Origin of the sequence: Desulfobulbus alkaliphilus, from assembly GCF_016918545.1 — a bacterium.
GTDB classification, from domain to species: domain Bacteria; phylum Desulfobacterota; class Desulfobulbia; order Desulfobulbales; family Desulfobulbaceae; genus Desulfobulbus; species Desulfobulbus alkaliphilus.
The window spans coordinates 100,952-126,950 of the sequence record NZ_JAFFQC010000009.1 but is presented as its reverse complement, the minus strand read 5'-3'; the positions used below and the strand labels follow the sequence as shown (position 1 = coordinate 126,950).

The following is a 25,999-nucleotide window of genomic DNA, read 5'->3' as shown; positions in this document are numbered from 1 at the left end:
CGGTGGAGCAAGTCTTCGCTCAAGCCGACGAGGAAGAATTGAACAGTGCTAAATTTGACTTTTTCATGACGGAAGAGAAAGGGCATGGCCGCCATGAAACCCGTTTCCATTATACAACGAACTTTGCCAATACCCCGATAGCGCAAGAGTGGAAAGGGCTCAAGACAATCGGCATCGTTGTCTCCAGAAGGGAGGTCAATGGGAAGCAAAGCGAAGAGCATCGGTATTATATCTCCAGTCTGGAAAACGATGCAAAAGGTTTTGCCAAGGCAATCCGCGCCCACTGGGGCATTGAAAATTCACTTCATTGGGTTTTGGATGTGGCCTTCCGCGAGGATGACTCAAGGGTTCGCAAGGGACATGCCCCTGAAAATCTGGCCGTATTGAGACATATAACCCTCAACCTCATCCGCCAAGAGAAAACGGCCAAACTCGGCGTGAAGAACAAACGACTCAAGGCGGGGTGGGACAACGACTACCTCGCTAGAGTTTTGTTCGGGCAGTAATTTTGATGCGATTGCCCTGCACCAGCGCCGATAGCTGACCCACCATCGGTGGTTGTAGCGCTGCAACCTTTTCCTTCTCAAACACCCTCATCCCTTATCTGAAGGGTACTTGAGAAGGAAAAGGTTTTCATTAAATAGCCACCCAGACACAAAATGGGTGGGTCCAAAAAAACACCCCAGGTGGGTCAGTTTTTAATCGGTAGTGGCATTTTGGCAGATTTTTTCACTCCCAGCGGAAACAAACTTGTACCCCAAATTGTACCCCATCAAGAACAGGGTAATAAAAAAGGGCTTACCAGCAACCCGGTAAACCCTCGATCATCTGTTCTTTTTAACTGGTCGGGGCGGAGTGATTCGAACACTCGACCTCCTGCTCCCAAGGCAGGCGCGCTAACCAGGCTGCGCTACGCCCCGAATCAATAGCAGATTGTGCATTGAAGCATGATTTTTTACACCATTTCAAACCAGGGCGCAACACTTTTCCCTGGATTTCCAGCAACAGATCTACCAGTACATCCAGATCAGCACAATCCCCAGGAGAAGACGATAGCCTACAAAGGGTTGCATACCCACGGTGCGAATGAATTTAAGAAAATAATGAATGCACAGATAGGCACTGATCCCCGCCAGAAGGGTGGCAAGGCCGATGAGCTCCCATTGGACCGGTTCGGGTTGGCGGAGCAGGTGTCTGGTTTCCAGCGCACCAGCCAGAAAAATGACCGGGATGGAAAGCAGGAATGAAAACCGGGACGCCGCCTCGCGACTTAAGCCCATAAACAGCCCCGCGGTCATGGTGATACCGGATCGGGATGTACCGGGAATCAAGGCCAGCGCCTGGGCACAGCCTATAACCACAATATCTTTCCAGGTCAGACTGTATACTGTGCGCTCACCCCGCCGGCGCCAGTCCGCCCAGCCCAAGAGCAGGCCGAAAAAAATCAGGCCACAGGCAAGGATCAGAGGATCGCGCAGATGATTGGCGACCACATCCCGGAATGCAAGACCAGCCAGCCCCACCGGAATCGTTCCCAGGATGACGGCCCAGGCCAGACGGGATCCGGGCCCATGGCCTTTGCCGGTCAAGGATCGAAAAAAATCCCCTCCCATGGTGAGCAGATCTTGACGAAAAAACACGATGACCGCAACCAGGGTGCCCAGATGGACAGCGACGTCAAACGTCAGGCCCTGATCTTCCCAGCCGGTGAACACAGAGACCAGGATGAGATGGGCGGAACTGGAAACAGGTAAAAATTCGGTCAACCCCTGGATCAGGGCCAGGACCACGGCTTGCAACAAATCCATTGATACTCCGGAACGATCAGTCAAGATTGGTGTGGAGATGGCGACCACCATGCGACGCACCAGGAAAACCTTTGCTATTACCACTCGTAAGCAGCCAACAGTACCCCAAGATGACGATCCGTGTCAAACGGATCGCGGTGCATGTGGTGGCCGGGCGGATCAAAGCTGGCGTATCCCCGATGCTGTTGTCCACAAGGGGCTTCGCGGGTTGCCTCATTTCCTGTGTTTTGCCGGCGCCAGTGACCGCTTACAAGACAGGAGCGTGACAGAAAAGACGGTTACAAATCCACAAGATCAGTTACGTACCACCATCCGTCAGCAATACCCGCAGGCGCTCTCTGCGGTATGCAAAGATCCGTTCCAGATTTTTCCTGATATAGAACCGGTGGACAAGGCGGCCGAGCAGACCGAAGGGCGGCTGATAGAAGACCTTATCGATGAGTTGAACACCGTCGCCGTCCGGTTGGATTTCATGATAATGGTACCAGAAGCGATAAGGACCCAGGCGTTGTTCATCGACAAAGCTGTGGCCCTCGCGAATGTGTTTGATCTCGGTCACCCAGGTATGGGTGCCGATCAGGGGAATAGTAATCCGGTATTCGATGATCAGGCCATTGGCCATCACCGGTGGCACCTCGCTGACAATACGAAACCGCAGATCCGGAGGGGTGATCCGATCGAGATTGGCCGGATCTCGGAGAAAATCCCAGGCTCGCTCGATGGAAGTGTGCACCCATTGTTGTTGTGTCAGAATATACATGATCCTGAATCCGTGACGGCTGGACGCTTGTTTTGGATATATCTTGTTGTAATCATATTATAATTGCAGCTAGACCCTTGAAAAAAACTTTCACCAGCCGCCCTTCGGGGCATCCGTCCGCACGCCATCTTCGTTGTTCGTAACCGTCCGATAAAGTGTACTTTAATCGAACGGTTACGAACAACGAAGCTGACGCACGGACGAACGCTCACGGATTCAGGATGATGATTTCCTCCTGAACCCGCTCTTCGGGGTATATTTCTGCTGCCATGGTTAAAGGATGGATCTGATTATCTCATGGGAGACACCTCGTTTTCAACGAACGGTGGACAGTGGGTATCCTGCCTTCAGGCGGGTGTCCACGTGCGGATATAGGCCTTGACATCGAATTTTCGTCGCGCTCCGGCCTCATTCATGTAGCGGATTGTCCCGAATATTGGCCGCTCGGCCCATCCCCGGTCATGCACCCCGCCAATGGCCCAGGCAATGCCGGTGTAGCCGTTGCTGTCCCGGCCATCGAGTTCGTAGCGGTCATTGAGATACACGGCAATCTGCATTGCCCGCCCCGCGTCTTCCGACCACTCAAGGATTTTTTTTGCCCAGTACATGCGGAGATAGCCGTGCATCTTACCGGTTGTCACCATTTGATACTGGGCCGCATTCCAGAGTGGATCGTGGGTCTGTCCCTGGTCAAACTGTTCATCGCTGTACAGGTAGGGCCTCCGGTCGCCCTGATGCCGCTGCAGTGTTTTTTGGGCCCATTCGGGAAATCCGGAGACCTGATCGTAATCGCTCGTATACAGGCAAAAATTGTCGGACAGTTCACGCCGGACCACCAATTCCTCAACAAAGGCATCCACCTCCTCACCATGCAGACCGCGCCGCTGCAGGGCAAGAACAATGGCCTGGCTGGAAATCATGCCAAAGTGGAGGTAGGGAGAAAGATCGGAGCAGACATGGCGATTGGGATCGTTGCGCGACATGTAGTCAGCAAGACGCTGATCAACAAAATCCGTCAGCATTTGGTGGGCAGCCTTTTCTCCCGGCTGCAGCCAGGAAACCGGCTGGACACGGGTGTCCACCCTGAGCCGGGTACGCAGGGAGGGAAAATCCTCTCCGGCCACAGAACCAGTCCAGGGATAGGGATGCGCCGGCAAAACAGGAAAGGGGTCGAGGAATGCTGCCAGGTGGCGATGGATCCGGGGGCGGAAGGTCCTGGCCATGAATTCCCGGTGGTCGGATGCCAGCCAGGCGGGGACAATATTACGAGAATCGACCTTGTGGAGCGGGGTGCATCCCTGATCGAGCACGGTCTGGAGCCACTGGCGCTTGATCCGCAACGGATCAAAATCAGTGACCACCAGGGAGGGTTGAAGTTCGCTGTATATCCTGACCATTTCCACGCCCGGATCACCGCTGCGCAGAAGCAGAGGAATCCCGGCCTCGGCCAAAGCCGCGGCCGTTTCCTCCAGACCCTTGAGAAGAAAATCATATTGCCTGAGGGTGGCATCAAGAAAGACCGGCTGCAGGCAAAAAAACACCGCTACAGGAACCTGTAGCAACAGGGCCTGCTGACGGGCATGGATGAGCCCCCAGTTGTCCCGGGCGCGAAAATCACGATGCATCCAATACAAAACCGGACCCGAACCACTTAGGGTGTCGTCATATTTTCGGATCCTTTGCGGGTTGATCATCTTTTCCATGGCATGTTCTTTTAATCAGGTGCTGAAAAACTTCAAAAAAAAGTACTGCCGATGCACTCTTGATCCAGAAAACAGCATCTCTTCTTTATTTGAAAGAAGAATCAACATCTCAGGCTGGACAACGGCAATAAAAAGTATTCTTTTCAACGGTTTACCGGGACAGACAATTGGTCATGCCGCCCATGCACGGATTTTCTTTACCCTGAATCCGTGACGGCTGGACTCTTGTTTTGGGTATATCCTGCTGTACTCATTTTATAATTGCAGCGGAATCTTTGACAATATCTTCCATTAGCCGCCCTTCGGGGCATCCGTCCGCACGCCATCTTCATTGCCCGTAACCGTCCGATAAAGTGTACTTTAATCGAACGGTCACGAACAACGAAGCTGACGCACGGACGAACGCTCACGGATTCAGGTTTACGCAACAAAGACCGCCATGCAGCACCGTTCTGGCTTGTGTTTACCCTGCGCTGCTCTTGACGAACCGTTCCTCCGGTATAATTGTGTTGCCAACGCCTGTTGGATGCCTGTTGTTGTCGTGTATTTTCCCATACCGCTCTGCGCGGTGCCCCGAAATCTTTTTTGTTCAAAATTGGAGTCGCTGTTATGCAAAATGTTGGTAAATATCTACGATTATACTTTCTGGCCTCCTGTTTCCTCAGTCTGACCCTGTTGGCAGGCGGAGGATATCAGGCTGTCCATGCCCAGAGCGAAGACGACCTGGCCCTGCTTGACCGTGCATCCCGAGCCTTTTCCTCGGTGGTTGAGAAAGCCGGCCCGGCAGTTGTCCATGTCGCGGTCGAAAAAACCACCACTGCTCGAAGCGCGGGACCTTTTCCGCCCGATCTGTTTTCCGATCCTTTTTTCGAGCGGTTTTTTGGGCCGCACTTTCGCCATCCCCGTCAACCTCAGCAGGAACCTCGTAATTTCAGACAACGAACGGCCGGATCCGGATTCATCATTGCCGAAGATGGCTACATTCTCACCAACAATCATGTGATTGACGGCGCCGAGAAAATAACCGTGCGTTTAGCGGATCAAAGGGAATACACCGCCGAAATTATCGGTGCAGACCCCCAGTCGGACGTAGCAGTGATCAAGATTGACGGCAGCAACCTGCCGACCTTGAAACTTGGAGATTCCGACGCCCTCAAGGTTGGCGAATGGGTCATAGCCATCGGCAGCCCCTTTGAACTCACCCATACTGTGACGGTCGGGGTGGTCAGCGCCAAGGGGCGTAATCGCGTGGGCATCACGGATTACGAAAATTTCATCCAGACCGATGCCGCAATTAATCCCGGAAACTCAGGAGGCCCGCTCCTTAATATCCATGGGGAAGCCGTGGGCATGAATACGGCTATTTTTTCTCGAAGCGGCGGATATATGGGTATAGGTTTCGCCATACCCATCAATATGGCCAAGAACATTGAGCAGCAACTGCGCACCAGTGGCAAGGTCACCCGGGGCTGGCTTGGGGTACTCATTCAGGATGTCAACGAAGATATGGCCCGATCCTTTGGCCATACAAAAGCCGGAGGTGCATTGATTTCCGAAGTGACCAAGGATTCACCCGCTGAAAAAAACGGCTTGAAACAGGGTGACATTATCCTGGCCATCGACGGCCTGCCGGTGGCCAATGTAGCCGATCTACGTAACAAGATCGCCATGACCCCGCCTGCTACCAAATTGACTCTGCGCGTTCTCCGTGAGGGCAAGGAACATGATCTGGCCGTGACCGTGGGTGAACAGCCCGCCGATATAGCTGCCCTTGCTCAGCAAATTCCCAGTAAGACCCTCAATGAGGTCGGCCTGACCCTCCAGGACCTGACCCCTGAAATAGCCGAGCAATTCGGCTACACTCCTGATCAAGGCGTCCTGATCGCCGATGTCGAGCAGGGCAGTCCGGCCGCCATGGCCCGATTGCAGGCCGGTCATCTGATTGAAGAGGTCAACCGGATCCGGGTGCGCAACCTGGAGGAATTGGAAGAAGCGATGACAAAGGCCGCGACGCCTAACCGGGTCCTGCTGAGAGTCCGAGCGGGAGAGCAAAGCCGGTTCGTGGTCCTGCAAACCGACTGAACCAGGACGGTTGGCACGGTTGAACCGGAGCCTACAGCCTTTTCTCAACGTACCCATAAAAAACCGGCACGGAACATTCCGTGCCGGTTTTTTTACTGGTCCCTGAATCCGTGAGCGTTCATCGTTGCGTGAGTTTCGTTGTTCGTGGCCGTTCGATTAAAGTGCACGTTATCGGACGGGTACGGGCAATGAAGATGGCGGACGGATGCCCCCGAAGGGCGGCTGGTGCAAGGTATTGTCAAGGATTTCGCTGCAATTATAAAATGAGTACAGCAAGATATAACCGAAACAAGAGTCCAGCCGTCACGAATGCAGGTGGCCTTCTCGTTAACCGACAAATCCAGAACGTACATCGCGGGTAATCTTGGCCCGAGTGGTACCGTCTTCATTGCGCACCAGGTCAGGAAGATGGCCCCACATGCCGATTTTGCCGCTATGGACGGCAAAGATGCCAATCACCCCCGGAATCGAGCCGACATCATCGAGGACCGGCGCCAAATCATGTTCGGAACGGATCAGATTGCAGGCCAGCGTCACCGCGGAATCCGCCAAAGCACCTTCCCTGGCGGTGACGGTGGCAAGATCACAGCGTCCGAAGCTGAGGGAATGACCCATGCGGGCCGATGAGGAACACAATGCCAGGGGGAGATCCCGGGGAGAGATACGGAAGGCCAGCCTGGTGCCGATGCTATTGTCTCCAGCGTAGAGCGCAATGGTGACCGTGGCGTCGGAATGGACATACATATCACCGCCGTTTTCCACAATGGCTTCCCGGCACCCGGCAGCCATGGCAGCCTCGGCGCCTGCCTGTGCCAGGGTTCCAGCCACCGAAGCCATGGGGCCCAAGCCAGTACGATCGGCGGCGGCAGCCATACGGTGGGCTACTTCGGGCGCATCGTCCAAGAGGACAACCGGGACGAGCGCGGTGCGGAACTCGGGGTGGCGGGCGATATAGTGTTCAAGTTTTCGCCGCTCCGCTACCACCGCATTGGTCACCAGGTCAAAGGCCTCGCTGGCAATGCGCAAATTTGTATCTTTCCAGGAAAATGTACGATATACGCGCATGAGACCTGCCAAGAGCGTGTCAAATAATCTGCTAGAAAGCGGATGAACAGGCCCCGAATGGACAGGCCGCTATGCAGGCCAGGCATTCAACGCAATTATCCTCGTTGAAGGCGATGGTACGGGTGGTGAAATCAGCAATGAACAGGGCCCCGGGCGGACAATGGACCACACAGGCGCCGCACTGGGCACAGCGTCCCTCATCCCAGTGCACACTCTTGTCACCCGCGTGGATGACCACATCGAATCCACCGAGAAAGGCAAAGGCCCGGTCAATGTTTTCCGGAGTGCCGGTCACCTCGAGACTGAGATACCCTTCCTCTTCCGGCGTCACCTTGGCCCGGAAAATATTGACGATCAGGTCGAATTCCTTGACCAGTTGATACACAATAGGCTTCTCGGTTTCACTTTTGGGAAAATAGAGATAAATTTTTTTGGTGATCATCGGGCCGGTCCTGTGATGTTCAGTGAGTGCATTCCCTGTTGCAGAGGCAGGCGCTGGCTGGGTTCGGAAAGCAGAAAACGGCCCGTTTCGATTTCTGCCTTGAGCAGGTGACAGATTTTGAGCGCCTTGTTGTAGGAGGACAGCGAGGTGACCGGAATCTTTTTACCGTCCAGCTCCACCTGTCCCGAGCGGAGCTGTTCGTAATTGAACCGGGCCAGAACCTTGCCTGTTTTCTGCGGATAATCGATGGCATAATCGATGACAGAAGCGGTGATATCACGGTCTCGGACCGTGGTCCGGCGGAGAATCTCCGCATTGAGGATCGGGATGGGAATACCGACTCCCAGGGCCAGCGATACCCCATACCCCTTGAAACTGGTCCCGCGGACGAATTCGGGCAGCATTTCCTTCATGTTGCCGGACAGGGCCAGCGTACCCGCCCCCTCCACCGGCACCCCGTTCTCATCCCGTTCCGCCAGGGAGCAATGCTGGGTACCTTGCGCATAGACAAGCCCCCGGGCCCCGGCAAGCCAGACACTGGTTCCGATGCCGATGGTCTCGTACAGGGGGTCGTTGAGCAACGGGGACAGCTGACCCGCCGAACAATAGGTCATGTTCCGCATCCGGGCCTTGAGAATACCCAGATAGGTATGAATTCGTTTGTCGGACGTATTGATGGCGACGTTGTAGTTCTGATAACAGTTGCGTGGATTGACCATGATCGCCTGATTGAGATCATTGATGTCAAACAGGGTGCGGATCTCACGGCGGGGATAATCATCGGTGCCGTAGGAAAGACCGAACAGTTGCAGTTTTTTCCCGGCCACGAGATCCTCCATTACATGACCACCCCCGTAACGGAACTCGCCGGGGTAATACATGTTGGCCGGGTCATTGTGACGGAGCTGGGTGGCCCCCAGATACACGTCCACCGCAGCCACCCCGCAATAGGCCTGAACATCGTTGATCCAGGCTTCGGAGATGCGCATTTTCGGTTTGCTGTGCCCGAAGTTGAGGAAACAGCCGGACGAGCACATGGGGCCGAAGGTGGCGGTGGTGACCACATCAACCTCCTTGGCAGCAGCTTCCAGGCCCCGTTTATCGACATAGTCAATGATCTCTTCGGCCGTGAGCACCACGGCCTTGCCGGCCTCGATTTTCTGATTAATATCTGCGTAGGTTCTGATCATGGCATTTTCTCACGGATAAGGCGCTTACGTTCAACGAAAAAAGGCTGCACATCGTCCTGGAACAAAGCTCGACTCTCGGCACCACGATTGGTATTATCCTGAATCCGTGACGGCTGGACGATTTTTTGTGTATAAATTGATGTAATTATATTATAATTTCAGCAGAATCATTAAAGAGAACCTTCACCCGCCGCCCTTCGGGGCGTCCGTCCGCACGCCATCTTTATTGCCCGTAACCGTCCGATAAAGTTTACTTTAATCGAACGGTCACAGAAAATAAAGCTGACGCACGGACGAACGCTCACGGATCCAGGATTATGTAACATTGCTTTTCGCACAATGATCTGTCATGTTGCAGCCATGGGTGAACCTACTGTTCCGCAACATCGGCGTCAAGAATAAAGACCTGCAGCGCATCTCTGTAGCGAGAAATACGGGTATGAACAAGGAAACACAACACAAGCTGGCGACCAGGCATCTGCGCGCCGATGAGTATGATATTTTACGGGATATCAACGACCGTGTCTACCAGGGAGTCGGCACCCCCTGGGCCGGCGAAGAGATCACTGCTCTGATCAGGCGCTTCCCGGAGGGGCAGATCTGTATTGAGGACAATGGCGTACCGGTGGCCATTGCTCTTTCATTGATCATCGATTTCAGCCTCTTCGGCAGTCAGCATACCTTTCATCAGATCATCGGGGATGGCACTTTCCGCACCCATGATCCCGAAGGCGATTATCTCTATGGGATCGAAATCTTTATCGATCCGGAATATCAAGGCATGCGCCTGGGACGACGCCTCTATGACGTACGCAAGGAATTGGCCGAAAATCTAAACCTGAAGGGTATCCTCCTGGGTGGGCGGATTCCCGGTTATTACGAGCATGCGTCACAGATGTCTCCCCAACAGTATATTCTCAAGGTGAAAAACCAGGAACTGCACGACCCGGTGCTGACATTTCAACTCTCCAATGACTTTCATGTCCGCAACCTGCTTCCCAGCTATTGGCCCAAAGACCATCATTCCCGCGGCCATGCTGTCCTGTTGGAATGGATTAATATTTATTATGAAAAGAAAACCCGGTTGATCGGCGGTGCCAAGTCGGTTGCCCGGCTTGGTGTTGTCCAGTGGCAGATGAGGCGCTTTGGGTCCTTTGATGACTTCATGCAACAGGTTGAATTCTTTGTTGATACGGTCAGTGACTATCAGGCTGATATTATTCTTTTTCCCGAACTGTTCAACGCCCCGTTGATCCATACCCATGGAGACAGCAATCCAGCCGAGGCCATGCGCATGCTGGCCGGGTACACCGAAGACATGCGCATGGCCATGGTTGAAATGGCCCTGACGTATAATATCAATATAGTCACCGGCAGTGTTCCTTCCCTGGACGAGTCCGGGACACTGCGGAATGTGAGCTATCTGTGTCGACGCGACGGCACCTGGGACAGCCAGGCCAAACTGCACATCACCCCGGATGAGGATGCGCACTGGGGGTTCACCGGTGGCAACGATCTGAAAGTCTTTGATACCGACATCGGCAAAATCGGTATTCTCATTTGCTACGATGTCGAATTTCCGGAACTGCCTCGTTTGCAGGCGCTGGAGGGGATGAAACTGCTGCTCGTTCCCTTCTGGACCGATACTAAAACCGGTTACCTCCGTGTCCGTCGCTGCGCCCAGGCACGGGCAATTGAAAATGAATGCTACGTGGCCATATCGGGCAGCGTCGGCAACATCCCCAAGGTGGAGACCATGGGTATCCAGTATTCCCAGGCAGCAGTGTTCACCCCCTCCGATTTTTCCTTTCCCCACGATGCCATTGCCGCTGAGGCGACTCCAGGGATCGAGACCACCCTGGTCACGGATCTCGACCTGGACCTGATCAAGGAACTGCGGGCCCTGGGCAGTGTCCGCAACGCCCAGAGCCGGCGCACTGATCTGTACAAACTCGGCTGGATCGGTAAAAACCTGGATCCGTGAGCATTCACGGGTAAAAAATACCCCTGCACCACGGGCCCGGGAGACACCCTTTCCATAGGCAAAAAGCTCTCAAAGGAGTGATGCGCTCATGTCAGTTTTTCCCCTGCTCGAAGCCGGGCAGGTTCATTTGCCGTTCGATCCGGTGGAGAAGCAGCGTGGTCACGGTCACCGGGAGCAGAGAGTACAGTGCCTGAATCCGTGACGGCTGGACTCTTTTCCGGGTGTATCTTTATGTAATCAAACTATTATTTCAGCAGAAACCTTGAAGATAACCTGCACCGGCCGCCCTTCGGGACGTTCGCTCACGGATCCAGGTTCACCAACGAAGAGTTCCAAAAATCTGGTTTTCGTTTCCGAGAAATCTGGCATAATTGGATGATGACTAACCAGATTTGAGATATTGACCTCGAAAAAGGAGAATGTACGCATGGCGGCATCGAACGATATTGCTTCACTTGACCCCAGGACGACCCTGGAGGTTCACGGGACAACATACACTATCTATTCCGTCAAGACCCTGGAGCGTCTTGGATTCGGCCCTGTGGACCGCCTGCCGTACTCCATCCGCGTCCTTTTGGAAAACCTGCTCAGGCACTTTCCCCAGGGGCTTGCCAGTGCCGAGGATATCGCCAACCTGGCCAGCTGGCAGGCTGACCGTGATCAACTGGCCGCCATCCCTTTCATGCCCGCCCGGGTTATCCTCCAGGACTTTACCGGTGTGCCGGCACTGGTGGACCTGGCGGCAATGCGCGCCGCCCTGGCCCGGAATGGCGGTGACCCCGCCACCATGAACCCGGCCATCCCCGCTGATCTGGTCATCGACCATTCCATCCAGGTGGACCAGAGCGCCAACCCCGAGGCCTTCAGCGCCAATGTCGACCTGGAAATGGAACGGAACAAAGAACGCTACACCATGCTCCATTGGGGTCAACAGGCCTTCCGCAATTTCCGGGTGGTGCCGCCGGGAATCGGCATTGTCCATCAGGTCAATCTCGAATACCTGGCCACCGGGGTCGGCACCACGGCAGAAAACGGCGGGTCCATTGTCTACCCCGACAGTGTCCTGGGCACGGATTCCCACACCACCATGATCAACGGCCTGGGGGTCATGGGATGGGGAGTGGGCGGCATCGAAGCAGAGGCAGTGCTGCTCGGCCAGCCCTATTCCCTGCAGATCCCGGAAGTGGTAGGGGTCCGTTTGCACGGCGCCCTGCGCCCTGGGGTCACCGCCACGGACCTGGTTCTTACCTTGACCCGTTTTCTTCGGGCCAAAGGTGTGGTCGGCCGCTTTGTCGAATTTTTCGGTCCGGGCCTCCAACACCTGCGCCTGCCGGACCGGGCCACCATCGCCAACATGGCTCCGGAGTACGGCGCCACCATGGGATTTTTCCCGGTGGACGCAGAAACCTTACACTATCTGGAAACCAGCGGCCGGCCCACTGAACTGGTTGACCTGGTGGCCGCCTATTGCCGTGCCCAGGGATTTTTCCTTGAGCCGGGCAGCCCTACTCCTGACTATACCGCCGCCTATGAGCTGGACCTGGGAGAGGTGGTTCCCAGCCTTTCCGGACCGAAACGACCCCAGGACCTGCTGCCCCTGGCTGTTGTCCGCGATGATTTTCACCACCAGTTCGAACAGGAACTGGGCCGCAGCACTGCCCCGTCCGCCGATGATCCACTGACCGTCCTCACCAACGGTGCGGTGATCATCGCCGCCATCACCAGCTGCACCAACACCTCCAACCCGGATGTAATGATCGGCGCCGGACTGCTTGCCCGTAAAGCCCGGCAGCGTGGCCTGTCGCCTCGGCCCTGGGTCAAGACCAGCATGGCCCCGGGATCCCGGGTCGTTACGGGGTACCTGAAGGCAAGCGGCCTGCTCCCGGACCTGGAGGCCCTTGGCTTTCATGTGATCGGGTATGGCTGCGCCACCTGCATCGGCAACAGCGGCCCCCTGGACCAGGCCGTTGCCGCCACCATCCAGGAAAAACAGTTGGTGGCCGCCGCCGTTGTCAGCGGAAATCGTAATTTCGAGGCCCGTATCCACCCCCTGGTCCGGGCCAACTATCTGGGTTCACCCCTTCTGGTTGTGGCCTATGCCCTGGCCGGCACCATTCGCATCAACCTGGACAGCGAACCTCTGGGTGTCGATTCCCAGGGGCAGCCGGTCTATCTGCGCGATGTCTGGCCCACGGAAGAGGAGGTTCGGACCGTTGTTCAGCAGACCCTCAACCCGGATCTTTTCACCGCCGGTTATGCCGATGTGTTCGCCGGAGATACCCGCTGGAACGCCCTGGAGGGTGGCGGTGGTGACCTCTATCAATGGGACCCCGACTCTTCCTATATCCGTGAGCCGCCTTTCTTTCAGGACATGTCCATGGAACCGGCCCCGCCCGCCGATATTATCGGGGCACGGATTCTCGCCCTGTTCGGTGATTCGATCACCACCGACCATATCTCTCCGGCCGGGACTATCGGCCCCGATACCCCGGCTGGTCAATACCTGCAGCAACAGGGTATCTCCCCCGAGGATTTCAACAGCTACGGCTCCCGGCGCGGCAACCATGAAGTGATGATGCGGGGTACCTTTGCCAATATCCGCATCAAAAACCGGATGGTGGACCGCGATGGCGGCTGGACCAAACTGTGGCCAGGGGCAACGGACATGCCCATCTATGATGCGGCCATGGCCTACCGGGCCGACCAAATCCCTCTGGTGGTCTTTGCCGGCCGGGATTACGGCACCGGCTCTTCCCGCGACTGGGCCGCCAAAGGAACCTTGCTGCTTGGCGTCAAGGCGGTGATCGCTGCCTCCTTTGAACGTATTCACCGCTCCAATCTGGTGGGCATGGGCATCCTGCCCCTCCAGTTCCTTGATGGCACCAACGTCGACAGTCTCCGCCTCGACGGGAGCGAAACCATCAGCATCAACGGTCTGAGCGCTCAACTCACCCCCATCCAGACCGTGACCCTGGAGATTGCCCGCGCCGATGGACGGACCGACATCACGCCGGTGCGTCTGCGCCTTGATAGTGAGATGGAAATCGACTATTACCGGCACGGCGGCATTCTCCATAAAGTGCTGCGGCAACGGCTGGCAGCGCGGTAAATCGGATCGAACCCGGGTATGGCGGGGGCCAGACCTTTTTCAAGCACCAACGCAACAAAGAACCTGTACACCCCACATGCCCGGCATCATCCTCTCCACCATCAACGCCCGCTACATGCACGCCAGCCTTGGCCTGCGCTGGCTGTACGCCAACCTGGGTGAACTGCAAGCCCAAACCTGCATTCAGGAGTACTGCCTCACCGATCAGATCACGGATATAGCCGAAAAGATTCTGGCCGACGATCCGGAAATAGTCGGCATTGGCGTCTATATCTGGAATGCTGTCGAGGTCCAGCACCTGGTGGCCATCCTCAAACGGGTAGCCCCGGCCACCCATGTCATCCTCGGAGGCCCGGAGGTCAGCCATCTGCCCCTGCGGGTCGATCTCAGCGAGGCCGATTACCTGATTCAAGGTGAAGCCGAGCAGGCTTTCCCGACCCTGTGCAGATCGCTTTCAGCCGGTCAAGCACCGGCGGAACCGATCATTACCGCTGCCCCGGTCCCTGTTGCCTCCCTGCACCTGCCGTACCGATTCTACACCGATGAGGATCTGATCCGCCGCGTCACTTATGTCGAGGCCTCCCGGGGCTGCCCTTTCTCCTGCGAATTCTGTCTTTCCTCCCTGGACAAAGAGGTCCGTGCTTTTGACATCAACCGCTTCCTCGAGGCCATGGAGCAATTGTGGCAGCGGGGCGCCCGGACTTTCAAATTCGTTGATCGGACCTTTAACAGCAATCCCACTGCCGCGGGGCGCATTCTTGACTATTTTCTGGGGAAAGAACCGCCTTTCAATGTTCACTTCGAGGTCATCCCGGATCATTTCCCCTCCAGCCTCAAAGAACGGTTCACACGCTTTCCCGCCGAAGTCCTGCAACTGGAGGTCGGCATTCAGACCCTGCACCCGGAAACCGCGGCCCATATCAACCGCCGACTCGATTTCGACCGGATCAGGGAGAACCTCTCCTTTCTCGCCCGGGAAACAACGGCTCATCTCCATGTCGACCTGATTGTCGGCCTGCCCGGCGAATCCATCGAGCAGTTCGGTGAGAACCTCAACACGCTGACCAGGTTGACCAAGGGAGAAATCCAGATCGGTATTCTCAAAAAACTCTCCGGTACCGCCATCAACCGCCATGACCAGCGGTTTGCCATGGTGTATTCACCCTATCCTCCCTATGAAATTCTCCACAACAACCTGATTTCTTTTGCTCGCATGCAGGAAATGAAACGCCTGGCCCGCTTCTGGGATCTGGTCTACAACAGCGGCAACTTCAAACAGACCGCACCGCTCCTCTGGCCGGACGGGGATGTGTTTCAAGGTTTTCTCGCATTTTCCCGCTGGCTCTACAGCGCCACCCAAACCACCTGGCAGATCGGTCTGCCGCGCCTGGCCGAATTGCTGTTCCGTTATCTTGTGGACCGGCAAGGGCACAACCACACCGAGGTGGCCAACCGTCTGGCCGCTGATATTCTGGTGTTCAAGGGCCGGGTTCTGCCGGCGGCGGTGCGGGAGCATGTCACGCACCTGCCCCGCCAGCAATCTCTGCCCAACAATCTGACCAGAAGACAAAGCCGACATCAGCAGGGGGCTGATCGCGGCTGATGCCCCTCCGCGCTGATTACTATGCGTTCACGCTCCCTGTATCTTCAAGAGGCGGGCAGCCTCCTCAAACTCACCGCTCCTCTGGTCCTGGGTCAACTCTCGCAAACCGCCATGGGTTTCGTCGACACGGTCATGGCCGGACGGTACAGTGCCGTCGACTTGGCGGCGGTGGCAGTGGGTTCTTCGATTTTTTTCCCGGTTTTCCTCTTCATGATCGGTCTGCTCGCCGCCGTGACCCCACTGGTGGCTCAGGCCCATGGCAGCGGTAACCCGGAAGCGGCCCGACATGCCATCCGTCAGGGCATGGTCATCGGACTGCTCATCGGCCTGGCCCTCATGCCGCTTCTCTGGCTGATGACACCGGTCATGATCTGGATGGGAATCAGTGCCGAGGTCATTCCCATCACCAGAGAATATCTGTTCGCCGTTTCCTGGGGCCTGCCCCTGGTCGGTATTTTTCTTGCCCTGCGCAACGGCGGTGATGGATTCGCCAAACCCAGACTTTCCATGTACACCGGCTTTTTCGGGTTGCTGGTCAACATCATCGCCAACTACCTGCTGATTTACGGTAAGCTGGGTCTGCCCGCCCTGGGCGGTGCCGGATGCGGCTGGGCCACCTCGCTGTCCCTGTTGGCCATGTTGTTGTTCATGGCCTTCCTGCTCAAAAAAAGCCGCATTCGCGGTACTGAGCGTCTCTTTGCGCCACCCACGAGGTCCAAGGGTGCATCTACGGCCTCGTTCTTCCGGCTTGGCCTGCCCATTGGCCTAGCCCTGTTCATTGAGTGTTCCATCTTTGCCCTCATCGCCCTGTTCATCGCCAAACTGGGGGCGGAGGTGGTGGCGGCACACCAGATTGCGCTCAATTTTACCTCCTTGCTGTATATGCTGCCCTACAGCCTGTCCATCGCTCTCACTGTCCGGGTCGGTTATACCATCGGAGCAGCGCGGACCGACCAATTGCGACGGACCATGGCCACCGGACTGGGCCTGGCGCTGGCCGGCGCGATGCTTACCTGCCTCCTGATCCTTGGCTTTTCCGCCGAAATTGCGGCCCTGTACAGCCCGGACCCGGGTGTTCAGCAATTGGCTGCTGCCCTGCTCTGCCTGGCCGCCATTTTTCAGCTGCCGGATGCCATGCAGACGAATTGCGCCGGTATTCTCAGAGGATGCAAGGATACCAGAGTACCCTTGCTGCTGATGCTGTTTGCCTATTGGGGGATTGGTCTGCCCTTGGGGTACGGGCTGGGACTGGCTGGTCTGGGGGGCCTGGAACCGGGTCCCCATGGGTTCTGGATCGGCTTGATCTGCGCTCTGGCCACCGCGGCCACCCTGCTCGGCCTTCGGGTCCTGATCATGCTGCGCAGATTGGAGCAGATGATATCGGGTTCAGGGTCTGAATCGCCGAGTTCAAGTCAAGGATAGTCAACCCCGCAGCCTGCACACCTTCCCCCCCCGTGCTTTCTTTCTCCTGAATCCGTGACGGCTGGACTCTTATTTTGGATATCTTGCTGTAAGCATATTATAATTGCAGCGGAATCCTTGACATATATCTTTCACCAGCCGCCCTTCGGGCTTCCGTCCGCGCGCTCACGGACCCTGGATACAGTGCCGAACACAGGTTATGGCTCCAGCAGCCCGTCCATGATCTCAAGACACATATCCGCTTTGTTGAGCGTGTACAGATGCACGCCGGGAGCCCCCTTGGCGAGTAATTCCCTGATCTGTTCGCGGGCGTAGTCCACCCCGATTCTGTACACCGCCGAAGCGCCGCCCTCCTCATGGGCTTTCATCAGCCGGTGGACCATCAGACCTGGCACCTTGGCGTTGCAGAGCTGCAGGGTGAATCGTAGGGAGGCCAGACTGCGAATAGGCAGGACCCCCGGAATAATCGGCATGGTTACGCCGCGGGCGCGCAATCGTTCCACGTAATCGAAATAGACCCGATTGTCGAAATACAGTTGGGTAATGGCAAAATCAGCTCCATTGGCCACCTTCTGTTCCATGACCTCAAGGTCAGCGGCAATGGACGGGGCCTCGGCATGGGCCTCTGGGAAACCGGCCACACCGATGGCCAGTTCGGCATGGCGACTGCGGATATAGCGGACCAGATCCGAGGCGTAGGGAAAAGCGGCAAACAGCTCGGCATCCGTACCGGGATAGCCGACCGGCCGATCGCCCCGCAGGGCAAGAACATTGTCAACGCCCATGGCCCGGATGGCATCGAGAAAACCATTGATCTTGTCCGGGTCGGCTGTCACCCCGGTGAGATGAGGCATGATTTCAAACCCGCAGGCATCGATCAACTGTTCACAGATTTCCAGAGTGTTGCTCTGGGTGGAGCCTCCGGCCCCATAGGTCACCGAAGCGAACAGCGGTCGCAACTGCTGTAATTCCTTGGCGACCTCGATGAACCGTGGCCAGTCCTCCTGCTTCTTAGGCGGAAAAAATTCAAGGGAAACAAATGGTCTGCCTTGTTGTATCAACTGAGGAATCTGCATTGCGTACTCCTTGTCCACACGCTCCACAACGGTGAGCAACACCCACCTGTCGGTCAATTATCGAAAAACTCTCTCACCTGGCCAGGAAAATCATCTCTTTTTTTTACCGCTCCATATGGGGTCCTGACCGAACCGGACCCGCCACCAATCCTCCGGGTCATACATATCGATCACCGTCGTATCAGCTTCATCCCTTTGCAATGGCAATGGGTAGGCACTGCCGTAACGCATGAGCAGGTCATAGGCAGCGGTGAGCTGGTACATCTGTTCACTGTCTTCCCGAGCACCACCGCCGGCACCTGTATCCGGGTGATGGAGTTTGCTCAGACGACGATAGGCCTGTTTTATTTCGGAGAGAGAGGCCCGACTTCCCAGGCCCAGCAGTTTACCCGCCTCTTCGATGGCCCGCCATTCCGCACGGTTCAATCCGCACCCCCCTTGGCCCTTTTCCAGGACTTTTCCGTGCCGCTGAGCAGTCGAACAATGTTCTCATGGTGTTTGATCCAGATCATCAGGATAACAAAAGCGGCCAGCCACAGTGTCCAGGACGGCGCCTTGAGAAGGAACAGCCAGAGGAGCATGGAGGCGGAGCCAAGCAGCGACCCCAGGGCCACAAACCCGGTGAGCACAACCGCGGCGAGAAAGACCAGCAGGCAACCAAAGACTGCTGCCGGTGCGAGGTAGAGAAAAACGCCCAGGGCAGTGGCCACCCCTTTGCCCCCCCGAAAGCGGAGATAGATCGGAAACATGTGCCCCAGAACCGTGGCGGCGCCGCACAGGGCGATGATCAACTCCCGATGAGGGGTTCCCTGCAGCAGGATCGAGGCGATGAAAATCGGCAGATATCCTTTGCCAACATCCAGGGCCAGGGTCAGGGCGCCAAGCTTTTTTCCCAGTAAGCGGGTGACATTGGTGGCGCCGATATTCCCGCTGCCCCGAGTGCGGATATCAAGACCACTGTGCCGGGACAGCAACAGACCAAAGGGGATCGCACCGAGAACATAGGCAAAAAGTATACAGAATAATGCGGTGCTGTTCATAGTGATGTTGAAGGGAGCAATCACAGGGGTTGTCAATATCCTGAATTCGTGACGGCTGGATTCTTATTCTGGATATATGTTGCTATAATCGGCTTAGGCTTGCAGTGGAATTCTTTGATAATAACCTTCATCAGCCGCCCTTCGGGGCGTGCGGATGAACGCTCGCGGATCCAGGAATATGTTCTCAATTTACAACGACCGGATTTTTGTTTTTGTTCCGGTCGTTCACTCCTTGTTACGTCGAAAGATCATATCCAACGCACATGACGCGGCATAGGCAGCAATTTCGTCGCGCAGTTGCTCGACATAGGGACAGTCCACCACCGCCAGCAGCGCCTGCCGCAACCGGAAAACCGGATTTTCCCTGTCCGGCGCCGGCACCGGTTCCACCATGTAGGGAAAAATCTGCGGTCGGCGGCAAACCTGCGGCCGCAGCGGATATATGCGACAGATGCCCGCATCCTCCAGATTCGGGCACCGGCTCTCACGGGGCAGAATCAGACTCCAGCCATGCGACCAATGGATCAGCACCGGATCGGGCCGATCATAAAAAGCTGCTCCACCAACCTGAAGGGACGGCTCGTCATCGACCCGAAGAGACTTGGATATCGGGGTATCAATGCGCCCCAGGGCAAAAGTGTCTATTTCACCGGGCTGCAGCGGAATTTCAAAGTACGACTGGCCCATACCTGCTTCCGGCCCGATGCAACAGAGCGTGCAGTGACAGGGGCCGCAGAGCAGACTGTTGATCTGTTCCAGTTCCCTGGTCAAAATGCGCTGCGCCACCAGAGCCGTGGCCGCGGTCATGGCATCCACCGGCCGGTCTTCACTGTCGACTACCTGCTCATGCAGAGGTTGTCCGGCCTTAAGTCTTGCCAGCGGCTGCATCAGGTCGATATACAGGGCCAGGTCAGCGGCGGCATCCTCGTAGACGGTATATCCGGTTTCAATGGGTTGCGGCAGTTGGTCGATCACCTCTTCCACTGAGGCAAAGGCACCAGTCAGGTAGAGAAACTGGACAATACCAACCAAGGGCAGGACCGGTTTGTGCAACAACCCCACCCCGGCCGCCAATGCTTCTTTCTCCACCATGCCATCTCCCATTGAAATATGGTCCGCACCCTACACAAAAAAGCATCGAAAAACAAGCTGCCACCACTGTGGCGAGCGCAGACACCTTTACAAGGCCCAGCAAACTGGTTACATACTGAAAGATATTGATCCAACAAAACCGGTTCCCGCACCCTGCGGTCAGACAGACTTATGAGTATCAGAAAAATCCTCACCTTTCCCCACCCGATTCTTCGCCTGAAAGCAGAGCCGATTACCGTCTTTGATGAAGAATTGCACACCCTGGTCCAGGATATGGTGGACACCATGCATGCTGCCCCTGGTGTCGGTCTGGCGGCCAATCAAATTGGTATCCCCCGTCAGCTGGTGGTGGTGGACAACTCCACCGTGGACAATGAGCGTGCCTATCTCGCGCTGGTCAATCCACGGATCACCGCCGGGGAAGGCTCCATGGTCGACGAGGAGGGCTGCCTGAGCGTGGTCGAATGCTTCGCCAAGGTCAAGCGCTTCCGCAAAATCCATGTCACTGCCCAGGACATGGAGGGCAATCCTTTGCAATTCGATGCTGAAGACCGCTTCGCCCGGATCATTCAGCACGAGGTCGACCATCTCCTGGGCACGCTGTTCATCGATCACCTCAGTACTCTCAAGCGCGCCCTGTACAAAAAGAAGTTGAAAAAAATCCTTCAGGAACAGGAAATGGAGCAGCAATGAGGCCAGGGCTGCGCATTGTCTTCATGGGCACGCCGGATTTCGCCGTGCCATCCCTGCAAACCCTGCTAGCCGGACCACACCATATCCTGGCTGTGGTCTGCCAACCGGATCGACAGCGCGGCCGGGGGAAAATCATGCAGCCGCCACCGGTCAAGGATTTGGCCGAAGCCCACGGCATCCCGGTCCTGCAACCGGATTCCATCCGCACCGATTCCTTTTTCGAGCAGCTACGGGCACTGGCTCCGGATCTCCTGGTGGTGGTGGCCTATGGAAAAATCCTGCCCACAACCCTGCTGCATCTCCCCCCCCTGGGGGCCGTCAATGTCCACGCCTCACTCCTGCCCAAATACCGGGGAGCAGCCCCCATTCAGTGGGCCGTGATCAACGGCGAGACCGAAACCGGTATCACCATCATGCAGATGGATGAAGGCATGGATACCGGTGCGATCCTCATGGCCGCATCGACCCCCATTGGTCCCCGGGAAACAGCAGGCGAACTCTTTGCGCGCCTCGCTCTGCTGGGCGGCGACACCCTGGCCGAAGCCCTCGGCAGGCTCCAGGAGGGACAGTTACCGGCCACAGCCCAGGACCATTCCCTGGCAAGCTCCGCTCCAATGCTCACCAAAGAGCAGGGCCATCTCGACTGGACCCTGACGGCACACCGGCTCCACTGCCTCATCCGGGGGCTGGATCCCTGGCCTTCGGCATACGGTTTTCTCGCCGAAAAAAGGCACCGATTTTTCAGACCGGAAGTGGTCTCCCTTCAAACCCGGGAAGCACCCGGCACTATCTGCCGCGCCGACGCCCAGGGGCTGCTGATTGCCGCCGGTACCGACAGCCTCCGCATCCATGAAATCCAGCCCGAGGGAAAAAAACGCATGCCGGTTGCAACGTTCCTCCGCGGGGTCAGCATCACCCCGGGCACCCGGGTCACCTGATGTCCACCGCGTATCTCGACTGTTTTTCCGGGGTCAGCGGTGACATGCTGCTCGGCGTCCTCCTCGATGCCGGGATGCCGGAGCGTTCTTTGCGCGAAGTGCTTGCCTCGCTTCCCTTGCAGGGCTATACCCTCACCGTGAAGAACCAGACCATCCAGGGATTTGCCGCTACCCGGGTGACGGTGACCTGCGAGCATCACGGGCAAGGCCACCACAGGCACCGTCATCTGGAGGACATCAACACCATTCTTGACCAGTCCGGTTTGCCGTCCCGGATCAGGGACAAAGCCTTTGCCGTCTTCAACCGCCTGGCTGCAGCCGAAGCGGCAGTGCACGGCACCACGATCGATCGCATCCACTTCCACGAGGTTGGAGCCGTGGATGCCATAATTGACATTGTCGGCACGGTGGCTGGATTTGACTACCTGCACATCGACAGGTTGATCTGCTCACCTCTGCCCATGCCGCGCGGCTGGATCCAGTGTGCCCATGGAGACATCCCTCTGCCGGGGCCGGCGGTCTGCCGTCTGCTTGCAGGTGTGCCGGTGTACGGCGAAAACCTCGACCAGGAACTGGTCACCCCCACCGGTGCTGCCCTGGTGTGTGAACTGGCTGCCGGTTTCGGGTCGATGCCACCGATGCGCCTTGCCCGCACCGGATACGGGGCCGGTTCCATGGAGCGACGGGACGGTCGACCCAATCTGCTCCGCCTGCTGCTCGGCCAGGGCGTCGAGGTTGAAGAGGCACAGCTGGTCGAGGTGATTGAAACCCACCTCGATGACTGTCATCCTGAACTGTGGCCCCATGTCTGCGAGCAACTGCTCTCTGCCGGCGCCCTCGATGTCGGCCTGATCCCCATGCAGATGAAAAAAGGCCGGCCGGGGATACTGCTGCGGGTCATTGTCGAACCGGCCGACCGGACAGCTGTCACCACGGCGCTGTTCAATGAAACAAGCACCATCGGCCTGCGGGTGCGGCGGGAAGAGCGGATGACCCTGCCCCGGGAAATCATCACTGTTGCCACTCCCTGGGGTGATCTGCCCGCCAAAAAAATCAGCACGCCCACGGGGATCGTCATCACCCCTGAACATGAAGCCTGCCGGGCCGTTGCCAAAGCCCATGGGGTGCCACTCAGGGAGATCTATGCGGCTGTTGGCCGGCATGCCCCTCCCCCTTGTTCCTGAGGAAGGTTCATGGACCGTCTGCTGATGTTCATCGCCACCGGCGCCTACAGTGGTTATCTCCCCAAGGCCCCCGGGACCTGGGGCTCACTGGTCGGGGTGCTGCTCTGGCTGGCCCTGGCCCGCCTGGAACCTATGACCTATTGGGCTGTCACCGCCTGCCTTTTCGTGATCGGCGTCTGGAGTGCCGGTGCCGCGGAAAAAATCCTTGACCGGGGAGATCCTGGGGTCGTGGTCATTGACGAGATCGTCGGCGTGCTGATCGCCCTTGCCATGGTACCGGTCCATCCAGTGACCGCGATCGTCGGTTTTTGTCTGTTCCGCTTTTTCGATATCCTTAAACCCTTCCCGGTGGGATGGCTCGATCGCCGCCTCCATGGTGGCCTGGGCATCATGCTCGATGATGTTGCCGCCGGTTTTCAGGCTCTGCTGGTACTGCAGTGCGGTCTGTGGCTGTACGGAAGGTTCAGCTGAAGGCCAACACTCTGGTCGCCGGGGGAGAGGATCAGGCAGCCTTGTACCGGTAGCCGCTGAACGTGTACAGGAGGAGATCCATGCCAGGGTACATCGACTTCCATACCCATGCCTTTCCCGACCAGATTGCCTCTTTCGCAATTCCGGCCCTGGAAAAAGAGGGCAATATCAAGGCGCATCTCAACGGGACCATCTCGGCACTGCTGGCCTCCATGGACCGTTGCGGGATCGTGCAATCGGTGGTCTGCTCGATCGCCACCCGCCCGGAACAGTTCAACCCTATCCTGGAGTGGTCCAAGGCGATTCGCAGCACGCGGATCGTTCCCTTTCCCTCGCTGCATCCTGCTGACCCCCTGTTGCTGGAACGCCTGCAGCTCATCCATGCCGAGGGATTCAAAGGCATCAAGATGCATTCCTATTACCAGGATTATGATCTCGACGACCCTTCCCTGGATGATCTGTATGCAGCCCTCCTGTCACTGGACATGATTCTGGTCATTCATGCCGGCTACGATATCGCTTTTCCCCGCATCCGCCGGGCCGATCCCCGCCGAATTCTTGAGGTCTGCCGCCGGTTTCCCGGCCTCAAGCTGATCGCCACTCACCTCGGGGGCTGGGACGAGTGGGACGATGTACGCCGCCTGCTCACCGGAGAACCTGTGTACATGGAACTCTCCTTTGCCCTTGGTTTCCTTGATCAGGACCGCCTGCGGGAGATCCTGCTGGCACACCCGCAGGATTACCTGCTGTTCGGCACCGACTCGCCCTGGACCGATCAGGCGACTACTCTGGACTTGTTGACCAGGATGGAGCTGCCACCAACCCTGGTCGACGCAATCACCCGCGGCAATGCCCGCCGACTGCTGTCCCCCTGACGGGTATCACATCAATCGATTTCCCGTCCCTGTTGACTGGCTCAACGGCGAGCACGGACAAACGCTCACGGAGATTCAGGGTATTGAATAATTCCCCCGCACGTAGAGCCTGACTACAACAAAACACATCGAAAACAAGAGTCCAACCGTCGCGGATTCAGGCAGCACCCTCCCTTTTCAGCCCAACGCCTCCTTGATCCGTGCCATGGCCTTGACCACGTTGGCCTCCGAATTGAAGGCGGAAAGGCGGATGTACCCCTGACCACACCGACCGAAACCAGCCCCGGGCGTACAGACCACCCCGGCCTTGTCCAGGAGCAGATCAAAAAACTCCCACGAATCGCGATTCCCCTGAATCCAGATATAAGGGGCATTGTCACCGCCGACAAAGGAATACCCCAATTCACTCATGGCCGTACCGATAATCCTGGCATTGGCCAGATACCCGTCCACCAGAGCCCGGCACTGAGCCGCTCCCTCCGGTGAATACACCGCCTCGGCCGCCCGCTGCACCGGGTAGGAGACACCGTTGAATTTGGTGCAGTGCCGACGATTCCACAAAGGATGAATCGCCTGCCGATTACCGCGGCTGTCAAAGGCCCGGCACTCTTTTGGTACCACGGTGTATGCACAGCGGGTGCCGGTGAAGCCGGCACTCTTGGAAAAGCTGCGAAACTCGATCGCCACCTCGCGGGCACCCTCGATCTCGTAGATGGAGTGCGGCAGCGATGGATCACGGATAAAACTTTCATAGGCGGCGTCAAAAAGAATGAGCGCTTTACTGTCCCTGGCAAAATCGACCCAGAGCTTGAGCTGTTCTCTGGTAATAGTGGACCCGGTGGGATTGTTGGGGAAACAGAGATAGATCAGGTCAACCGGATCGGTGGGCAATTCCGGGACATAGGTATTGTCGCTGGTTGAATCGAGATAGACGATCCCCTCATAGCGGCCGTCCCTGTACTCGCCGGTGCGGCCCGCCATGACGTTGGTGTCGAGATACACCGGATAGACCGGGTCGGGAATGGCAACTCTGGCCTCAACGGCAAACAGCTCCTGGATATTGCCGGTGTCGCATTTGGCACCGTCGGAAACAAAAATTTCATCGGCCTCGATCGCCGCCCCCCGGGCCTGAAAATCATGCCTGGCAATAGCTTCCCGCAGAAAATCATAACCCTGTTCAGGGCCGTAGCCACGAAAACCGGCTGTGGTCGCCATCTCCTCGACAGCAGCCCGAAATGCATTCATACAGGCCGGGGGTAAGGGATTGGTGACATCACCGATCCCCAGTTTGATTACATCCTTTTCCGGATTTCGGGCCTGAAACGACGCCACCCGCTTGGCAATGTCGGAAAAAAGGTAGGAGGCCTGCAACTTCAGGTAATGTTCGTTCACTTTCAACATGCAATGGATCCTTTCATTTGTCACATGGGAAACCCACCGGTGGACCACCGGGGGGAGAGAG

The 25,999-nt window shown here is 57.0% G+C and carries 23 protein-coding genes and 1 tRNA gene; 12 read left to right on the top strand and 12 right to left on the bottom strand.

What is annotated here, in order from left to right:
• Window positions 1–506 (top strand): ISAs1 family transposase (locus JWG43_RS06965; protein ID WP_205242109.1); only part of this gene is annotated, 506 nt, incomplete at its 5' end.
• Window positions 507–842: 336 nt separating this feature from the next.
• On the opposite strand, the gene JWG43_RS06960 is transcribed toward JWG43_RS06965, so the two are convergent.
• The 4 genes from JWG43_RS06960 to phrB form a co-directional block, all read right to left on the bottom strand.
• Window positions 843–920, bottom strand: a tRNA-Pro gene (locus JWG43_RS06960).
• A 90-nt stretch (window positions 921–1,010) separates the two neighbouring features.
• Complete coding sequence (locus JWG43_RS06955) at window positions 1,011–1,808, bottom strand: undecaprenyl-diphosphate phosphatase (RefSeq protein WP_205242107.1); 798 nt, start codon at window positions 1,806–1,808, stop codon at window positions 1,011–1,013.
• A 298-nt stretch (window positions 1,809–2,106) separates the two neighbouring features.
• Window positions 2,107–2,568: an SRPBCC family protein gene (locus tag JWG43_RS06950; RefSeq protein ID WP_205242105.1), complete on the bottom strand. Its 462-nt coding sequence runs from the start codon at window positions 2,566–2,568 to the stop codon at window positions 2,107–2,109.
• A gap of 347 nt (window positions 2,569–2,915) precedes the next feature.
• Complete coding sequence (phrB, locus tag JWG43_RS06945) at window positions 2,916–4,271, bottom strand: deoxyribodipyrimidine photo-lyase (RefSeq protein WP_240193436.1); 1,356 nt, start codon at window positions 4,269–4,271, stop codon at window positions 2,916–2,918.
• Between phrB and JWG43_RS06940 the strand changes: the two genes are divergently transcribed.
• On the top strand, window positions 4,270–4,485 hold the full coding sequence (locus JWG43_RS06940; protein WP_205242103.1) for a hypothetical protein: 216 nt from the start codon (window positions 4,270–4,272) through the stop codon (window positions 4,483–4,485). The genes phrB and JWG43_RS06940 overlap by 2 nt on opposite strands.
• Before the next feature lie 395 nt (window positions 4,486–4,880).
• Window positions 4,881–6,353, top strand: coding sequence for a DegQ family serine endoprotease (locus JWG43_RS06935; RefSeq protein ID WP_205242101.1), 1,473 nt, complete (start codon window positions 4,881–4,883; stop codon window positions 6,351–6,353).
• Window positions 6,354–6,680: 327 nt separating this feature from the next.
• Here JWG43_RS06935 and JWG43_RS06930 read toward each other — a convergent pair whose 3' ends face one another.
• Genes JWG43_RS06930 through JWG43_RS06920 form a run of 3 tightly spaced genes read right to left on the bottom strand, consistent with a single transcriptional unit; the run spans window position 6,681 to window position 9,050 of the window.
• Window positions 6,681–7,418: a UPF0280 family protein gene (locus tag JWG43_RS06930; RefSeq protein WP_205242099.1), complete on the bottom strand. Its 738-nt coding sequence runs from the start codon at window positions 7,416–7,418 to the stop codon at window positions 6,681–6,683.
• Between the two features lie 31 nt (window positions 7,419–7,449).
• Window positions 7,450–7,860 (bottom strand): NIL domain-containing protein, encoded by a 411-nt coding sequence (locus tag JWG43_RS06925; protein ID WP_205242097.1) that lies wholly within the window; start codon window positions 7,858–7,860, stop codon window positions 7,450–7,452.
• On the bottom strand, window positions 7,857–9,050 hold the full coding sequence (locus JWG43_RS06920) for a homocysteine biosynthesis protein (protein ID WP_205242096.1): 1,194 nt from the start codon (window positions 9,048–9,050) through the stop codon (window positions 7,857–7,859). The genes JWG43_RS06925 and JWG43_RS06920 overlap by 4 nt, the downstream gene beginning before the upstream one ends.
• A gap of 439 nt (window positions 9,051–9,489) precedes the next feature.
• Between JWG43_RS06920 and JWG43_RS06915 the strand changes: the two genes are divergently transcribed.
• The 4 genes from JWG43_RS06915 (at window position 9,490) to JWG43_RS06900 (ending at window position 17,168) form a co-directional block, all read left to right on the top strand.
• A complete protein-coding gene (locus JWG43_RS06915; protein WP_205242113.1) occupies window positions 9,490–11,034 on the top strand; it encodes a GNAT family N-acetyltransferase in 1,545 nt (514 codons plus the stop codon).
• A gap of 427 nt (window positions 11,035–11,461) precedes the next feature.
• A complete protein-coding gene (acnA, locus tag JWG43_RS06910) occupies window positions 11,462–14,143 on the top strand; it encodes an aconitate hydratase AcnA (protein ID WP_205242094.1) in 2,682 nt (893 codons plus the stop codon).
• Window positions 14,144–14,219: 76 nt separating this feature from the next.
• Window positions 14,220–15,746: a B12-binding domain-containing radical SAM protein gene (locus JWG43_RS06905; protein WP_205242093.1), complete on the top strand. Its 1,527-nt coding sequence runs from the start codon at window positions 14,220–14,222 to the stop codon at window positions 15,744–15,746.
• Window positions 15,747–15,767: 21 nt separating this feature from the next.
• Entirely contained in the window at window positions 15,768–17,168 is a 1,401-nt protein-coding gene (locus JWG43_RS06900) for an MATE family efflux transporter (protein ID WP_205242092.1), read from the top strand.
• A gap of 197 nt (window positions 17,169–17,365) precedes the next feature.
• Here the strand turns inward: JWG43_RS06900 and JWG43_RS06895 are convergent, their stop codons facing one another.
• The 4 genes from JWG43_RS06895 to JWG43_RS06880 form a co-directional block, all read right to left on the bottom strand.
• Window positions 17,366–18,244 (bottom strand): methylenetetrahydrofolate reductase, encoded by an 879-nt coding sequence (locus tag JWG43_RS06895; RefSeq protein WP_205242091.1) that lies wholly within the window; start codon window positions 18,242–18,244, stop codon window positions 17,366–17,368.
• Between the two features lie 90 nt (window positions 18,245–18,334).
• Window positions 18,335–18,670 (bottom strand): J domain-containing protein, encoded by a 336-nt coding sequence (locus JWG43_RS06890; RefSeq protein WP_205242090.1) that lies wholly within the window; start codon window positions 18,668–18,670, stop codon window positions 18,335–18,337.
• Complete coding sequence (gene plsY, locus JWG43_RS06885) at window positions 18,667–19,320, bottom strand: glycerol-3-phosphate 1-O-acyltransferase PlsY (RefSeq protein ID WP_240193435.1); 654 nt, start codon at window positions 19,318–19,320, stop codon at window positions 18,667–18,669. The genes JWG43_RS06890 and plsY overlap by 4 nt, the downstream gene beginning before the upstream one ends.
• Before the next feature lie 189 nt (window positions 19,321–19,509).
• Window positions 19,510–20,376, bottom strand: a complete 867-nt coding sequence (locus JWG43_RS06880) for a YkgJ family cysteine cluster protein (protein WP_205242089.1) — start codon at window positions 20,374–20,376, stop codon at window positions 19,510–19,512.
• 171 nt (window positions 20,377–20,547) lie between these two features.
• Between JWG43_RS06880 and def the strand changes: the two genes are divergently transcribed.
• The 5 genes from def to JWG43_RS06855 all read left to right on the top strand — a co-directional run bounded on the left by def (window position 20,548) and on the right by JWG43_RS06855 (window position 24,537).
• Window positions 20,548–21,069, top strand: a complete 522-nt coding sequence (def, locus tag JWG43_RS06875) for a peptide deformylase (RefSeq protein WP_205242088.1) — start codon at window positions 20,548–20,550, stop codon at window positions 21,067–21,069.
• On the top strand, window positions 21,066–22,007 hold the full coding sequence (gene fmt, locus JWG43_RS06870; protein WP_205242087.1) for a methionyl-tRNA formyltransferase: 942 nt from the start codon (window positions 21,066–21,068) through the stop codon (window positions 22,005–22,007). Before def ends, fmt begins: the two co-directional genes overlap by 4 nt.
• The gene (larC, locus tag JWG43_RS06865) at window positions 22,007–23,191 is read left to right on the top strand and encodes a nickel pincer cofactor biosynthesis protein LarC (protein ID WP_205242086.1); all 1,185 of its coding nucleotides are present in this window, start codon (window positions 22,007–22,009) and stop codon (window positions 23,189–23,191) included. Before fmt ends, larC begins: the two co-directional genes overlap by 1 nt.
• A 9-nt stretch (window positions 23,192–23,200) precedes the next feature.
• Entirely contained in the window at window positions 23,201–23,662 is a 462-nt protein-coding gene (locus JWG43_RS06860; protein ID WP_205242085.1) for a phosphatidylglycerophosphatase A family protein, read from the top strand.
• Window positions 23,663–23,742: 80 nt separating this feature from the next.
• Entirely contained in the window at window positions 23,743–24,537 is a 795-nt protein-coding gene (locus JWG43_RS06855) for an amidohydrolase family protein (RefSeq protein WP_205242084.1), read from the top strand.
• Window positions 24,538–24,714: 177 nt separating this feature from the next.
• Here the strand turns inward: JWG43_RS06855 and JWG43_RS06850 are convergent, their stop codons facing one another.
• Window positions 24,715–25,938 carry an LL-diaminopimelate aminotransferase gene (locus tag JWG43_RS06850; protein WP_205242083.1) on the bottom strand — a complete coding sequence of 408 codons (1,224 nt, stop codon included), beginning with the start codon at window positions 25,936–25,938 and terminating at the stop codon, window positions 24,715–24,717.
• Window positions 25,939–25,999: the final 61 nt, after the last annotated feature.

Excerpts from the sequence above, each read along its gene's own strand:
- JWG43_RS06915 (WP_205242113.1), top strand. The coding sequence starts at position 9,490 with ATGAACAAGGAAACACAACACAAGCTGGCGACCAGGCATCTGCGCGCC.
- JWG43_RS06925 (WP_205242097.1), bottom strand. The coding sequence starts at position 7,860 with ATGATCACCAAAAAAATTTATCTCTATTTTCCCAAAAGTGAAACCGAG.
- acnA (WP_205242094.1), top strand. The coding sequence starts at position 11,462 with ATGGCGGCATCGAACGATATTGCTTCACTTGACCCCAGGACGACCCTG.
- JWG43_RS06855 (WP_205242084.1), top strand. The coding sequence starts at position 23,743 with ATGCCAGGGTACATCGACTTCCATACCCATGCCTTTCCCGACCAGATT.
- JWG43_RS06905 (WP_205242093.1), top strand. The coding sequence starts at position 14,220 with ATGCCCGGCATCATCCTCTCCACCATCAACGCCCGCTACATGCACGCC.
- JWG43_RS06900 (WP_205242092.1), top strand. The coding sequence starts at position 15,768 with ATGCGTTCACGCTCCCTGTATCTTCAAGAGGCGGGCAGCCTCCTCAAA.
- JWG43_RS06950 (WP_205242105.1), bottom strand. The coding sequence starts at position 2,568 with ATGTATATTCTGACACAACAACAATGGGTGCACACTTCCATCGAGCGA.
- JWG43_RS06920 (WP_205242096.1), bottom strand. The coding sequence starts at position 9,050 with ATGATCAGAACCTACGCAGATATTAATCAGAAAATCGAGGCCGGCAAG.
- JWG43_RS06880 (WP_205242089.1), bottom strand. The coding sequence starts at position 20,376 with ATGGTGGAGAAAGAAGCATTGGCGGCCGGGGTGGGGTTGTTGCACAAA.
- def (WP_205242088.1), top strand. The coding sequence starts at position 20,548 with ATGAGTATCAGAAAAATCCTCACCTTTCCCCACCCGATTCTTCGCCTG.
- fmt (WP_205242087.1), top strand. The coding sequence starts at position 21,066 with ATGAGGCCAGGGCTGCGCATTGTCTTCATGGGCACGCCGGATTTCGCC.
- larC (WP_205242086.1), top strand. The coding sequence starts at position 22,007 with ATGTCCACCGCGTATCTCGACTGTTTTTCCGGGGTCAGCGGTGACATG.
- JWG43_RS06930 (WP_205242099.1), bottom strand. The coding sequence starts at position 7,418 with ATGCGCGTATATCGTACATTTTCCTGGAAAGATACAAATTTGCGCATT.
- phrB (WP_240193436.1), bottom strand. The coding sequence starts at position 4,271 with ATGGAAAAGATGATCAACCCGCAAAGGATCCGAAAATATGACGACACC.
- JWG43_RS06935 (WP_205242101.1), top strand. The coding sequence starts at position 4,881 with ATGCAAAATGTTGGTAAATATCTACGATTATACTTTCTGGCCTCCTGT.
- JWG43_RS06850 (WP_205242083.1), bottom strand. The coding sequence starts at position 25,938 with ATGTTGAAAGTGAACGAACATTACCTGAAGTTGCAGGCCTCCTACCTT.
- JWG43_RS06955 (WP_205242107.1), bottom strand. The coding sequence starts at position 1,808 with ATGGATTTGTTGCAAGCCGTGGTCCTGGCCCTGATCCAGGGGTTGACC.
- JWG43_RS06895 (WP_205242091.1), bottom strand. The coding sequence starts at position 18,244 with ATGCAGATTCCTCAGTTGATACAACAAGGCAGACCATTTGTTTCCCTT.
- JWG43_RS06940 (WP_205242103.1), top strand. The coding sequence starts at position 4,270 with ATGGCATGTTCTTTTAATCAGGTGCTGAAAAACTTCAAAAAAAAGTAC.
- JWG43_RS06860 (WP_205242085.1), top strand. The coding sequence starts at position 23,201 with ATGGACCGTCTGCTGATGTTCATCGCCACCGGCGCCTACAGTGGTTAT.